Below are 13,768 nucleotides of genomic sequence, written 5' to 3' on the forward strand. Positions count from 1 at the left end.
TGCCTGCCGGCGGCGTCAGCAGCAGCAGGCCTTGCGATCAAGCCGCGTTGCCGGTGTCTCCGGGGTGCTGGTTCGCTCGCCTCGGGGCGCCGGTGCTGTGGCAGCGGGAGGCGGTCGGCTCGGCCGACCGGTCGTGTTCCGCGGCGGTCTGCTGACGAGTCGCCGCGGTAGCGAGCAGGCGGATCCGGAGCTGGTCGAGCACGCGGTCGAGTGCGTCGCCGTCGGCACCGGATAGGGGCGCGATCATGGCCAAAATTCTACGCGGCGTAGACGAGAAAATCCACGAGACGAAGGCCGGGCATCGGCGCGCGAGTTCCCCGAGAAGTGTCGTGACTGATCGTGGTTCTGGCAACGGAACCGAGCGCATTTTCTTTATCGATACCGGGGTGATGCGCCTTTCGGGGTTATTTGTCGCCGGCGCTCCCGCTCGTCGGGTGACGCTGTGAACGTCCTCACGTCGGGCTCTCCGAGGTGCTGTACGGAAGCTTTGAACTCTGGTTCACTACTTCCGTGCCGTACCGCCAACCCCCTCGGGTCGCGCGCCGCCGCGCCGCGGTGCGCGAGCGGCTCGTGGCCGAGGCGACCGGGATCGTCGCCGCCCAGGGCTGGGCCGGCGCGACGGTCGCGGCCGTCGCCGCAGCGACGGGAATCTCCACCGGCGCGGTCTACCAGCACTTCCCGAACAAGGGCGCGCTCGCGGCCGAGGTGTTCCGCCGCGCCACTCAGCGGGAGCTGGAGGTACTCGCCACCGTCCTGGCGGCGCCCACCCCCGCCTCTTCGGCGGACCGGCTCGCGCAGGGTGTCGGGCTGTTCGCGCAGCGAGCCATCCTGGGCCGCCAGCTGGCGTACGCGCTGATCGCCGAACCCGCGGACCCGCTGGTCGTGACCGAGCGACTGGCCTACCGGCGGCGCTACCACGAGGTTTTTGCGGCGCTGATCGTCGAGGGCGTCCGGGCGGGGGAGATGGCGCAGCAGGACCCGGCCGTCACCGCGACGGCGCTCACCGGCGGCGTCGCCGAAGTGCTGATCGGTCAGCTCTCCGCGCCGGTGGACGGGCCCGCCGCCCGCTCGCTGGTCGCGGAGCTCACGGCGCTCGTGCTCCGGTGTGTCGGGGTGCCCGCGACGCAGTTCGCCCCACCCGCACTGGAGGCAGCATGTCCGAGCTCGTGACGTCCCACTCCCCGGCCCTCCCGGCAACCGTCCCGGCCTCCGGCGCGGCGACGCACGAGGTCACCAACCAGCCTCCGCCGCTGGTCGGCCACGACGTGGCGGACGATCCGGTGCTGCTCGCCGGGGTCGTGCGGGAGGGCGCCTCCTGGTTCCTGCCCGAGCTGCACGAGCTGGGACGTCTCGCCGGTAGTGCCGAGGCGCAGACCTGGGCCGACGAGGCGAACCGCTACGAGCCGGTGCTGTGCACCCACGACCGGTACGGCCACCGGGTCGACGAGGTGGAGTTCCACCCGTCCTGGCACCGGCTGCTGGAGGTCTCGGTCGGTGCCGGGCTCGGTGGCACGCCGTGGGCCGACGACCGCGTCGGCGCGCACGTGGCCCGAGCCGCCGGGTTGCTCGTGCAGGGGCAGCTGGAGGCGGGGCACCTGTGCCCGCTCTCGATGACCTACGCCGCGGTGCCTGCGCTGCGCGCGACGCCCGATCTCGCTGCGCTCTACGAGCCGCTGCTCACCAGCCGGGTCTACGACTTCGGCCTGCGGGTGCCGACGACCAAGCGCGGACTGCTCGCCGGCATGGGCATGACCGAGAAGCAAGGCGGGTCCGACGTCCGCTCGAACACGACGACGGCCCGCCCGGCAGGCGACGGCACCTGGCGGCTGCGCGGGCACAAGTGGTTCACCAGCGCGCCGATGAACGACCTGTTCCTCGTCCTGGCGCAGGCGCCGGACGGGCTGTCCTGCTTCCTGGTGCCGCGGGTGCTGCCGGACGGGACCCGCAACACGTTCCGAATCCAGCGGCTGAAGGACAAGCTCGGCAACCGGAGCAACGCCAGCTCCGAGCCGGAGTTCGACAACACAGTCGCCTGGCTGGTCGGGCCCGAGGGGCGAGGGGTTCGGACGATCATCGAGATGGTGTCGCTGACTCGCCTGGACAACGTCGTGGGCTCCGCGGCCGGAATGCGCGCCGCGCTGACCCAGGCACTGCACCACACCCGCCACCGGTCGGCGTTCGGGCGCCGGCTGGTCGACCAGCCGCTGATGGGCAACGTGCTAGCCGACCTGGCCCTGGAGTCGGAAGCGGCGACCACGCTGGCACTCCGGCTCGCCGGCGCGGTGGACCGGTCTTTCGCCGGCGACGAGCAGGAGCGGGCGTTCAGTCGGCTGGCGACGGCGATCGGCAAGTACTGGGTGTGCAAACGGCAGCCCGCGTTCGTGGCCGAAGCGCTCGAATGCCTCGGCGGCAACGGCTACGTCGAAGAGAGCGGCATGCCTCGGCTCTACCGGGAGGCGCCGCTGAACGGCATCTGGGAAGGGTCCGGCAACGTCAACGCGCTCGACGTCCTGCGGGCGCTGGGGCGCGAGCCAGCCGCGTTCGACGCATTCACCGAGGAGATCGAGCAGGTGCTCGGCGCCGACAGCCGCCTGGACGCGGCGTGGGCGGCGCTGCGCCGCGAGCTGTCCGACACGCACGAGTGGGAGTACCGGGCCCGTCGGCTGGTGGAGCGGTTCGCGCTCGTCCTCCAGGGCGCGTTGCTCGTGCGGCACGCGCCGGACGAGGTCGCGAGCGCGTTCTGCGGCTCCCGGCTCGGCGGGGAGAGCGGCTACGCGTTCGGGACGCTGCCGCGCGGAACCGCGATCGAGGTGTTGCTGGCCCGCGCCGCGGCCTCCGAGTGAGCTACTTCTCATTGTGGACTCACCGGAGGTGAATTCGCAGGTACCGGCCGTGGTCGAGACGATGGACGGATCGGCCGGATCGTACTTATCACCCACGTGTGACGCCCCTGAAACACCCGCCACGGACGCTGACGTCGACCCCCCATGACGCGGAGGTGACACCCCGTGGCAAGCGACCGGGCGCGCCGGCCATCCGGAGCGGCAGGCATGGCCCCAGTGGCCCGTACGGTCGCGCATGCGGCGCTGGTGGGGGGTGCGGTCGTCGCGATCAGACCGGCCCGGCCCCGGGACGCCGCGGCAGTCGCCGACCTGCACCAGCGCTCGACGCCCGGGTCGCTGCGAGATCGGTACCCCGGCGCGCTGCCGCCCGCGCTGACCGATCCGGATCAGTGCCTCGCCGCCGCGCCCGGTAGTTGCACGCTGGTGGCGTTCAGCGGTTTCCGGTTGGTCGGGATCGCGCAGATCACCGGGCACGTGCCGGTCGCCGACTTCGGCGTGCTGGTGCGCGAGGACCATCGGCGCCGCGGGCTGGGCGCGATCCTGGTCAAGCACGCGCTTCTCGTCGCACACGAGCTGGGGCATCGGGAGGCGGTCTCGTTCGGCGGGCCGGAGAACCGCGCGCTCCGGGCGATGCTGCACCGGCTCGGGTTGGAGCGCCGTACCCGGTACACCGGCGATCTCCTGGTGACGCGGATCCCGTTGCCGTACGAGGGTGAGCCCGCGCTCGCCGAGCCCGGCGTGGACGACAGCTCGCTGGTCGAGCCGGCCGTCCGGATGCCGTACCCGGCCGTCGCCCGCCCCCGCATCGCCACCGTCTGAGCCCGTAGTCCGTTACCGCAGGTCCGGTACTTCCCGCGCCCGTTCGGTTGGGCCAGCGGGCAGCAGCGCCTTCCGCCGCGTCACGGCCCACGGTGGCGGTCATCTAGTCCGAACGGTGTAGGGATCCGCACGTCACAGGTGCCACGGCCTGGTACGCCGCTTACCCTATTCCTGAACATACGTTCGATGATTAGGTTCGTTGGCATGGAGACGGGTCTGGGACGGCTGACCGCAGCGGCGGACGAAGTAGTCACCGCTGCAGATTTGGCCGGGTGCTCGGACGCGGCACTGCTCGAGCGGCTGCGATCGCTGGCGCGGATCCGGTCGCAGGTGGACGCGGCACTGGTCGCTGCAGTGGGGATGGTGCATCAGCGGGGCGCGGTGGAGTACGACGGGGCGTTGTCGACGAAGTCCTGGCTCCAGGCCCGGCTACGCCTGGCGCCGGTGGAGTCCTCCGACCTGGTGGAGGTGGCCCGGCACTTGGCCGATCATCCGACCTTCGCCGACGATTTCCGGGCCGGCCGGGTGTCGCTCGCGCATGTGCGGGTCGCGGCGCGGCTGGCGAAGAAGATCGGCCCGGACCACGCCGCGGACGCGCTCGAGGCGCTGCTGGGCCCGGCGTTGAGCATGGACCCGGCGGCGTTGAAGCACGTCGCGAAACGCATCCACGTATACCTGCGCCCTGAAGACGACGATGACCCCGCGCCGGATGAGGCCGACCGAGCGCTGTACAACGCGCAGACTTTCGACGGCACGTGGGATCTGGCCGGGACCCTCACCCCCGAAGTCGGCGCACTGGCGCAGACCTACCTGACCGCCGCCGCGGCCAAACGTGGCCCCGAGGATGACCGCGCGCCGTGCCAGCGTCGTCACGACGCGATCGCGGAGTTGTTCCGGGCCGGCCTGGACGCTGGGCACCTACCGACCCACGGCGGTGAACGACCCCACCTCGCCGTCCTGGTCCACGCCCACGATCTCCAGCAGCAGAACACCCCGCACCGCAAGCGGCGACGGCTGGCCCCGATTCGGTTCGACGGCGACGACGCCCTGACCGCGCTGCACGCCTACCCCGACGACGACCCCACCCCGATACCCCCGGACTGGGCTACCGACCCCGACCCCGGTCTCGACACCGCCGCCGTCGACTGGGATGCCCTACTGGCGATCTGGGCCGACGACGCCGACCACAACACCGCACCCGACGCTGGATTCCCACCAGACACCGGTCTGCCAGACACCGGCCTGCCGGGCACGGGCCTGCCGGGTACGGGCCTGCACGGTGCCGCGCTGCCGGAGTCTGGGCTCGCACCGGGCCCCGCGCTGCCGGAGTCTGGGCTCGCACCGGGCCCCGCGCTCGGCGAAGCGATAGCCGCTGCAGTTGCCGGGACCGGCCGCCGATCCCACTTACCCACCCCCGGCATGGGCGGCCTCACCGAATACGGCGGCTTCCTGTCTTCCGAGGCTGTCCGGCGGCTGGCCTGCGACGCCGGCATCAACCGCGTCGTTCTGGATCCCCACGACATCCCGATCAACGCCGGACACCGCAACCGCCTTCCCAGCCCCGGTCTCCGCCGGATTCTCGCCGCCCGCGACGGCGGGTGCCGCTTCCACGGCTGCGATCGGCCACCCGCTTGGACCCAGGCGCATCACGTCGTGCACTGGGCCGACGGCGGACCCACCAACCTCGACAATCTGATCCTCGTCTGCGGCTACCACCACCACCTCGTCCACGACCACCACTGGTCACTCACCTTCAACGGACGAGAACTCACCATCCGTCGCCCCGACGGCACCACCCTCGACCCACCCTGACACCGATCACGCCGAACCACCCGGAGTGCCCCGGCGCTCCGGGCGATCGGCATACCCTTGGCGCCAGGTCCTCTGACCAGCCAAGGCGTTGCGGCCGGCACCGAGCAAATCGTGGGGCCATAACACGGGCGGGATCGGGCCGAGCCGAATCCACAACAGGACCACTTCTCCACAGCCGGGTCGGCAGGCGCTGCTCGGCGACGGCAATCGCCGGGACCTTGGAGGTGCGCCCGGGTATCCGGGCAGACGATTCGCGGAAGCAGGGATCTTCAGATGAACGAGACGATCACCACCATCGTGGGGAACGTCGTCGACACGCCCGGGCTACGAACCCTCGACTCCGGTGTGAGCGTGACGTCCTTCCGAGTGGCCTCGACCGCCCGCCGATTCGACCGGGTGACCAACCGCTGGGTCGACGGCGATTCGCTCTACCTCAAGGTGACGTGCTGGCGTGCCCTCGCCGAGAACACCGCCGCGTCGGTGGTGAAGGGCGATCCGGTGGTGGTCACCGGCCGGCTGTACACCCGCCTCTACGAGGTGGCGGAATCCCGCCGCGCCGCCTACGAGCTGGAGGCGACGGCCATCGGCTTCGACCTCAACCGTGGACGTGCGCAGTTCAAGCGGATCTCGCCGTCGCGGGCGGCGACGGTCGACGAAGTCGGCCCGGACGGGATTCCGACCGGTGGTGCGGTCGAGGCTCACCTGGACACGGGGATCGCCGAGGGCGCTCCGCTGGACGAGGAGAGCACCGACTCCGTGGTGACCGACCTGGGCGACGCCGAAAATACGTCCGACCCGGCGAGCAGCGACGGGCACGAGCCGCTTACGGCCGAATCGATGGCAGGAGCCGCTCCGGACGCCGCGAGCAGCGGGGACCGAGCCGCGGATCACGCTACCGCTGAGCAGGAGAGCGCGGCTCCGGACACCGAGGCGGCCACGCCACGCCCCAGCGGACGCCGCCGCGGCGCGACGCCGGTGCCAGCCTGACGCGGTGATCCGGGGCCGGTCTGGTCGGCGCCCCGGCGTCGGCCAGACCGCCCCGCCGGCCGCACGGCGTCCGAATTCACGGTGCACCGATCCGACTGAACACCGAAAGTAATCACCCAGTGCACGTCCGGCAGCGCAGCGCAGCGCGGTGTGAGGGTTGCCACCGGGCGCCCCCGGGCGACGTCGACGGTTAGGGCCGGTGGTCGCGGTGGCTGGCTAGGCTCGGGCGGTGCCTGCCGCGACCCGCTCCGACCTGCTCGCCACGGCCGCCGGGCTGGCCCTCGGGGCACTGCTCGACCACGTCGTCCCGGACCCGCGCCGGGGCCACCCGGTCGCCGGTTACGGACGGTTCGCCGCCGCCCTCGAGAAGCGCCTGTTCGCACCGACCCGGCCGCGAGGCGCCGTGTTCACCACGCTGGCGGTCGGAGCGCCAGTGGCGGCGGGCGTCGTCGTCAACCGGCTGACCCGCGGCCACCCGATCCGGCGCGCCGCGGTGACCGCCGCGGTCACCTGGGCCGTGGTCGGCGGCGCGTCGCTGCATCGGGAGGCCGGTGCGATGCACCAGCTGCTCGCCGCGGGCGACCTGCCGGGCGCTCGGGGGCGCCTGTCCCACCTGTGCGGACGCGATCCGGCCGGGCTGCAGCCGCCGGCGCTGGCCAGGGCGGTGGTCGAGTCGGTGGCGGAGAACACCGCCGACGCCGTGGTGGCCCCGCTGTTCTGGGGTGCGGTGGCTGGGGTTCCGGGCTTGCTCGGGTACCGCGCGGTGAACACGCTGGACGCCATGGTCGGGCACCGCTCGGAGCGGTACGCCCGGTTCGGCTGGGCGTCGGCTCGGCTCGACGACCTACTGAACCTCGCGCCGTCCCGGCTGACCGCCCTGCTTACGGTCGGCGCGGCACCGTTGGTGCGCCGGGGCGCCGCCGGGGAGGCCTGGCGCACCTGGCGTCGGGACGGCGGTGCGCACCCGAGCCCGAACGCCGGCCAGTGCGAGGCGGCGACCGCAGGCGCGCTCGGCATCCGGTTGGGTGGCCGCAACACCTACGGCGGCACCGTTGACGAGCGTCCCGTTCTCGGTGACGGTCGGGACGCCCTCCCGGCCGACATCCTGCCTGCGGCTCGGCTCTCCCGGCTGGTCGGTGCGGGAGCCGCCGCACTCGGCGCCGGCTCCCTGCTGCTCCGCGCCGCGCGCTCGGCCCCGCGCCTCCGCGCCGCGCGCTCGGCCCCGCGCTTCCGCGCTGCAAGTCCGGCGCCGCGCTTCCGCGCTGCAAGTCCGGCGCCGCGCTTCCGCGCTGCAAGTCCGGCCCCGCGGTCCCGCGCTGCAAGTCCGGCGCCGCGCTTCCGCGCTGCAAGTCCGGCCCCGCGGTCCCGCGCTATACCTCCGGCCCCGCGCTTCCGCGCCGCGCGCCCGGCCTCGCGCGCCGCCCGCTCGGTACGGCGGGGGGCGGCGGCGTGAAGGGCGCCCTACTGGTCGCCGGGGCCAGCTCGGACGCCGGGAAGAGCCTGGTCACCGCCGGTATCTGCCGCTGGCTCGCGCGCCAGGGCGTCCGCGTCGCACCGTTCAAGGCGCAGAACATGAGCAACAACGCGGTGGTCACCCCGGACGGCGGCGAGATCGGCCGCGCCCAGGCACTCCAGGCCGAGGCGTGCGGGCTGGCGCCGAGCGTCCGGTTCAATCCGGTGCTGCTGAAGCCGGGCAGCGACCGTCGGTCGCACCTGGTGGTGCAGGGGCGCGCGGCCGGCGAGGTGACCGCACTGTCCTACCGGGAGGTCAAGCCGCGGCTGCTCGGTCTGGTGCTGGACGCGTTGGCCGACCTCCGGCGGGACTACGACGTGGTGATCTGCGAGGGCGCCGGTAGCCCGACCGAGATCAACCTCCGCGCGACCGACATCGCCAACATGGGACTAGCCCGACCGGCCGGGCTACCGACGATCGTGGTCGGTGACATCGATCGTGGTGGGGTGTTCGCGTCACTGTTCGGGACGGTCGCCCTGCTCTCCACCGAGGACCAGGCGCTGATCAGCGGCTTCGTGATCAACAAGTTCCGTGGCGACGCCCGCCTGCTGGCCCCGGGGATCGATCAGCTCACCGCGGTCACCGGCCGCCCGGTGCTGGGCACGTTGCCCTGGGTGGACGGTCTCTGGCTGGACGCCGAGGACTCCCTGTCGTACAGCCCGGACGGCGTCATCGGCCGAGGCGCGCCGCCGCTGGGGAACAGCTGGCTGCGGGTCGTGGTGCCGCGCCTGCCCCGGATGTCGAACGTCACCGACGTCGACGCGCTGGCCGCGGAGCCCGGCGTCCAGGTTCGGCTGGTGCGGCACCCGGCTGCGCTGGCCGACGCCGACCTGGTGGTGCTCCCGGGAACCCGGGAGACCGTCGACGACCTGGCTTGGCTCCGCCGCACCGGGCTCGCCGACGCGGTGCTCGCCCACCACGCCGCCGGTCGGCCGGTCGTCGGTATCTGTGGCGGTTTCCAGATGCTCGCCCGGACGATCACCGACACGGTGGAGAGCGGCGTCGGCACCGTCGGCGGCCTCGGACTCGCTCCGGTCGAGATCACGTTCGCCGCGGAGAAGACGCTCGGCCGACCGATCGGTACGAGCGACGGAGAGAAGGTGACCGGTTATGAGATCCACCACGGCCAGGTGAGCGATCGCCAGGAGGGTCTTCCCGGGTGGATCACCACCGCGTCCGGTACCGACGAGGGTGTCCGGTATGCGGGAGGCCCCGGCGTGGTGTACGGCACGCACTGGCACGGGACGCTGGAGTCCGACGGGTTCCGCCGGGCGCTCCTGGCGGAGGTGGCCCGCCAGCGCGGGCTGGCCGGTTTCGTGGTGCCTCCCGACACTGACTACCTGCAGGTCAGAGCCGAAGCTTTGGACGTTTTGGCAGATCTCGTCGCCGACCACCTGGACACCGCCGCACTGATCAGACTGATCGACGAGGGGGCACCAGCCGGGCAGCCATTCCTTGCACCGGGAGCACCATAGACACCGGGAGTGTGGCAGGCTGCGAAAGCGGCCTCTAGTACGGCACATCGGAAGTTCAGCGGAGGGGATGCGTGATGACGGCCCTTGGCAGGGCGGGCGCACGCCCCAGGCTGGATCTCCGGACGTGGGTACTAGCAGAACGGGTCGCCGGGTAACGACCCGAACACAGACGTCCGGGGCTTACCAGTGGTCATCCGGCGAACCTCGTCCGGAGGGCCCGAAACCCGGACGCGGTGCGGCACGACGACCACCCGGGCGGACCGTCGGTGTCGAACCGATGTAGGAGGTTAGGACTTCATGCCGCTCTTCGAGGTCGGGCCCGATGGCCTGGTCCCGCTTCAGCGACTGGACCAAGCGGTCGGTGACTTCGACCGGCAGATCGAGGACGCGTTATGGCGCGATCCGGATCCGGTCTACGGCAGCCGATTACTCCGGATCCAGCAGCGTCCGGCGATCAGCGGTGGCGGACGCCCCACATTGATCGCCGTCGACGGCGACGGACGACTCGTTGTCATTCACGCACGGCAGCGTATTGACCGCAACGAGTTAGCGGAATGCCTTGAGTACTTCGGTTGGGCACGCGCTGCCAGCCTCGAGGAACTCGCGTCGCTCTACTGGCGAGGCGAGGACGTTTTCTGGACCGATTGGAAGCGGTTCTCCGACGACGAGGGCATCAGCAAGCTGGCGGGTAACCCCAAGCTCGTGCTGGTCGCCGGCGAGATGGCCGACCGTACGACCGCGACGTTCCAGCTACTGGTGGAGAACGGTCTGCCGCTGAGCGTCGCCATGCTCGGCGTCTGGCGCTCCTCGGTCGGCACGCTCCTGCTCGACATCGGCGACCAGGGCCACGGCTTCGCCCGGTCGTCCGGCCGGACCGAGCCCGACGCCGCCAGCAGTGCCGACGCGGCGGCCAGCCGTCCTTACTCGGCGGTCCCGTTCCCGTCCGGGAGCGAGGGGTCGGTGCCGCTCTCGAGCGCCGTCGACGCGGACGCCTCCCGGAAGCCGGCGGCGACCGAGCCGGTGTCTCCGGCCGCGAAGCCGGGCCCGCACCCGCCTGCCGCCCGGGTCCTGGCACCCACGCCGCCTGCCGAGCCGGTGACCCCCAAGCCGACCCCGGCAACCCCGCCCGCGCCTGCCCCGGTTGCTCCGTCGCCGGCGGCCGCGTCGAGCCCCGCCGAACCACCCGCGCCGTCCAAGTCGCCGGCCCCGACGTCCGCGCCCGCCGAGGAATCGGGGCGCCCGACGCTGGCACCGGTTGCGCGGGGCGGTCGCGCGGCGCGGCGTACCGGCGCGGAGCCGGTGAGCCCGGCCCGCACTCCCGGCCTGACCGTGGTCGGTGGCGACGGCCCGGACCGCGCGGATACACCGCGGCCGGTCTCGGCCTCCGCCGGCCTGAGCGTCGTCGGCGACAAGAGTTCTCCCGCCCGTCCGGAGCCTGGTCGCCCTGAGTCGGGTCGCCCGGAGCCCGGTCGGCCTGAGTCGGGTCGCTCGGAGTCGGGTCGGCCTGAGTCGGGTCGCCCGGAGTCGGGTCGCTCGGAGCCGGGCCGCCCTGAGTCGGGTCGCCCGGAGCCGGGCCGCCCTGAGTCGGGTCGCCCGGAGCCGGGCCGCCATGAGCCGGGACGTCCAGAGGGCGGACGCTCCGAGCCAGTACGGGCCGAGACGCCCCGTCCCGAGCCCGGTCGGCGCGGACCTGCCGACGGTGGACTTGTTCGGCGTCCGGGCGCGCCGACTTCGCACGCCGCGAACGACGACGTGCCGAACCAGCGACCGACCGAGATCCGCGCCGCCGATCCGCTCAACGACCCGATCGCAACGCTGACCGGCGGCGACGCCGATCCGTTCCCGCCCCGCCCGTCCGTCGGCAGGCACGGGCAGCCACCCGCCGAGCCGTCGGCCGACCCCGGTGTCCGGCTCGGGCAGCCGCGCCGCCCGCTGCCGTCGGGCAGCGAGCGGGAGCGGTCCGCGCGTCCCGGCCCGGAGAAGCCCCGCCGGACGTCGTTCCCGGTCGGCACCGGTCCGGCCGGTCCCGACGCGTCAGGGGTTGGTCCGTCACCGACCGGCCCGGGTGGGCCGAGCATGCCGCCGCCGCCCGGTCCGAGCCGTCCGGAGCCGGATGCTCCGGCAGCGCAGCTGGGCGCTCGGCCGGCGCCCGGTGCTCCGACGGACGATTCGGCAGTCGGCGAGCCGCCGGTGATCGGTGGTCCGCCGCCGACCACGGTGTTGGGTGTACCGCCAGAGTTCGGTCCGCCCCCGGGCAGCCCGCGCGACGCGGGTCCCCGCGAACCCGGTGCCCGCGAACCCGGTGCCCGCGAGCCCGGTGCCCGCGAGCCCGGTGCCCGCGAACCCGGTCCTCGTGAGCTTGGCCCCCGTGACAGCGGCCGGGACGACTCCGGTCGTCGCGGACTGATCGAGGAACTCGGCGGACGTCGCGGTCCCGGTGGCCCGAACGGCCCCGGTGGCCCGAACGGTCCTGGCGCCTTCGGTGGGCCTGCCGTCGAGCGCGGTCCCGGAGTACCCGGCGGCGAGCGTGGACTCGGCGGGCCTGTCGAACGTGGACTCGGCGGTCCCGGTGCTGAGCGCGGCCTCAGCGGCGACCGTGGCCCCGGTCTCGAGCGTGGCTCCGGTCCCGAGCGCGGACCGCGTCCCGAGCAGTTGGGCCCCGAGCCCCGGCGTCCCCAGGGACCGGATCAGTTCCGCCGGTTCCCGGACGAGTTCCCTCCTGACGGCCGTCCCGGTCAGCCGATGGCGGTGCCGCCGGAGGCGTCCGACCAGCTCGCCGGTTGGGTCCAGGACCTGCGCGAGCCGCGTGATCTCGGCGACCAGCCGCCGTTCCCGGACCCGCGGTTCGGCCGCGACCGGGACGCTGCGCCCCGCTCGTTCGAGCGCCCGACCGGAGAGCTTCCCGGGCTCGGTGGTCCGATCAGTGGCCCGCCGATGTCCCCGCGTTCCGGTCCGCCGGCCCCCCGTCCGCAGCCGTACGACGAGATGGACGACGCGACCAGCGAGATCCCGGTCGCTCGACCGCCGCGCAACGGCCGTCCGGCGAACACCGGCCGGGTGAGCGTCACCGGGTCGCACCCGGTGCCGTCGTTCTCCCCGGGCGATTCTCCGTTCACGACGCCGTCCGACCGGCCGTTCGGTGCGAGCGGTGGCCCAGGCGGTCCCAACGGCCCGAACGGTTTTGACGGCCCGAACGGATTTGACGGCCCGAACGGTCCGGGTGGGCCCGGTCCCAACGGTCCGGTCCCGAACGGCCTCCGCCCGGTGAGCCCCGGTCCGGTCGACGCCGGGCCGAGCGGTCCCGGCATGGGCGGTGGCCCGGGTCCGAACGGCCCCGGACTGGCCGGTCCCGGCATGGGTGGCCAGGGCCCCAACGGCCCAGGAATGGCAGGCCCCGGTATGGCAGGCCCCGGTATGGCGGGTCCCGGCCCGAACGGCCCCGGACCCGTCCCCGGCGGCCCTCCTGCTGGGACGCCCGGAAGCCCGGTCGGTCTCGGCCCGAACTCCAGCGGCCCGATCCCGCGCCCTGCCGACTTCGGCGGGCACCGGGAAGGACCGGATCCGGACGCGCCGTTCCGCCGTCCGGACGGGTTCGGCGGAAGCGAGTGGGACGTCCCGCCGCCTCCGCCGCCCGCCGACTGGGATCGCGGCGAGCGTCCGGATCGCCGCCGGAGCTTCGACGAGCGGCGGGGCGGTCCGAGCGGTCCGGGCGGTCCGAGCGGTCCGGGTGGTCCGAGTGGGCTGGCTGGTCCGAGTGGGCTGGGTGGTCCCGGTGGGCTGGGCGGCCCGGGCGGCCCTGGGCCGGTGCCGGGTGGTCCGCCCTCCGGCGGTCCGATGCCGGGTGGCCCCAACCCGTACGGGGAGCCGTCCGGCCCGCCGCCGCTGACCGGTGGCTGGCCGGGCACGCCCGAGTGGCCGATGGAGCCCGGAGACCCGCGGGACCCCCGCGAGCCCCGGGATGCCCGTGACCCCCGGGAGTTCCGCGACCCCCGCGACCGCGACCTCCGCGACCCCCGCGACCGCGACCCGCGTGATCGGGACCCGCGTGATCGGGACCCGCGTGATCGGGACCCGCGTGACCGGGACCCGCGTGACCGGGACCCGCGTGACCGGGACCCGCGTGACCGGGATCCGCGCGGCGACTGGGACGCCCGCGATCCGTACGACAATCGTGAGCCGTACGACGACCGGGAGCCGGACGACCAGCCGACGGTGCTCCGGGCCGGGCCGACCCTCGTTTGGGACGCCCGGGCGCACGGCGACGTGATGCACGAGAACGGCAACGGCGGCCGCTGAGACCGCGCCCGAGTCGGGCGCTC

8 protein-coding genes and 1 pseudogene are annotated in these 13,768 nt (G+C 73.5%); 8 read left to right on the forward strand and 1 reads right to left on the reverse strand.

Annotated elements, in window-relative coordinates:
• Positions 1-37: 37 nt before the first annotated feature.
• Entirely contained in the window at positions 38-247 is a 210-nt protein-coding gene (locus tag ABEB28_RS29615) for a hypothetical protein (RefSeq protein ID WP_345731532.1), read from the reverse strand.
• 263 nt (positions 248-510) lie between these two features.
• On the opposite strand from ABEB28_RS29615, the gene ABEB28_RS29620 reads away from it, so the two are divergent.
• The 8 genes and pseudogenes from ABEB28_RS29620 (at position 511) to ABEB28_RS29655 (ending at position 13,745) form a co-directional block, all read left to right on the forward strand.
• Positions 511-1,170 (forward strand): TetR/AcrR family transcriptional regulator, encoded by a 660-nt coding sequence (locus ABEB28_RS29620; protein ID WP_345731533.1) that lies wholly within the window; start codon positions 511-513, stop codon positions 1,168-1,170.
• Entirely contained in the window at positions 1,155-2,843 is a 1,689-nt protein-coding gene (locus tag ABEB28_RS29625) for an acyl-CoA dehydrogenase family protein (RefSeq protein ID WP_345731534.1), read from the forward strand. The genes ABEB28_RS29620 and ABEB28_RS29625 overlap by 16 nt, the downstream gene beginning before the upstream one ends.
• Positions 2,844-3,050: 207 nt before the next feature.
• Positions 3,051-3,662: a GNAT family N-acetyltransferase gene (locus ABEB28_RS29630; RefSeq protein ID WP_345731535.1), complete on the forward strand. Its 612-nt coding sequence runs from the start codon at positions 3,051-3,053 to the stop codon at positions 3,660-3,662.
• Between the two features lie 204 nt (positions 3,663-3,866).
• Positions 3,867-5,474, forward strand: a complete 1,608-nt coding sequence (locus ABEB28_RS29635) for an HNH endonuclease signature motif containing protein (RefSeq protein ID WP_345731536.1) — start codon at positions 3,867-3,869, stop codon at positions 5,472-5,474.
• Between the two features lie 273 nt (positions 5,475-5,747).
• Positions 5,748-6,461 (forward strand): single-stranded DNA-binding protein, encoded by a 714-nt coding sequence (locus tag ABEB28_RS29640; RefSeq protein WP_345731537.1) that lies wholly within the window; start codon positions 5,748-5,750, stop codon positions 6,459-6,461.
• A 253-nt stretch (positions 6,462-6,714) separates the two neighbouring features.
• Positions 6,715-7,656, forward strand: a pseudogene (locus ABEB28_RS29645) (cobalamin biosynthesis protein); the annotation flags it as partial.
• 254 nt (positions 7,657-7,910) lie between these two features.
• A complete protein-coding gene (locus ABEB28_RS29650; protein ID WP_345731538.1) occupies positions 7,911-9,449 on the forward strand; it encodes a cobyric acid synthase in 1,539 nt (512 codons plus the stop codon).
• A 297-nt stretch (positions 9,450-9,746) separates the two neighbouring features.
• Positions 9,747-13,745 carry a hypothetical protein gene (locus tag ABEB28_RS29655; protein ID WP_345731539.1) on the forward strand — a complete coding sequence of 1,333 codons (3,999 nt, stop codon included), beginning with the start codon at positions 9,747-9,749 and terminating at the stop codon, positions 13,743-13,745.
• Positions 13,746-13,768: the final 23 nt, after the last annotated feature.

The organism is Cryptosporangium minutisporangium (assembly GCF_039536245.1).
Taxonomy (GTDB): domain Bacteria; phylum Actinomycetota; class Actinomycetes; order Mycobacteriales; family Cryptosporangiaceae; genus Cryptosporangium; species Cryptosporangium minutisporangium.

Bases quoted from the DNA above. Each gene is read 5' to 3' on its own strand.
- ABEB28_RS29615 (WP_345731532.1), bottom strand. From the start codon at position 247: ATGATCGCGCCCCTATCCGGTGCCGACGGCGACGCACTCGACCGCGTG.
- ABEB28_RS29625 (WP_345731534.1), top strand. From the start codon at position 1,155: ATGTCCGAGCTCGTGACGTCCCACTCCCCGGCCCTCCCGGCAACCGTC.
- ABEB28_RS29630 (WP_345731535.1), top strand. From the start codon at position 3,051: ATGGCCCCAGTGGCCCGTACGGTCGCGCATGCGGCGCTGGTGGGGGGT.
- ABEB28_RS29635 (WP_345731536.1), top strand. From the start codon at position 3,867: ATGGAGACGGGTCTGGGACGGCTGACCGCAGCGGCGGACGAAGTAGTC.
- ABEB28_RS29640 (WP_345731537.1), top strand. From the start codon at position 5,748: ATGAACGAGACGATCACCACCATCGTGGGGAACGTCGTCGACACGCCC.
- ABEB28_RS29655 (WP_345731539.1), top strand. From the start codon at position 9,747: ATGCCGCTCTTCGAGGTCGGGCCCGATGGCCTGGTCCCGCTTCAGCGA.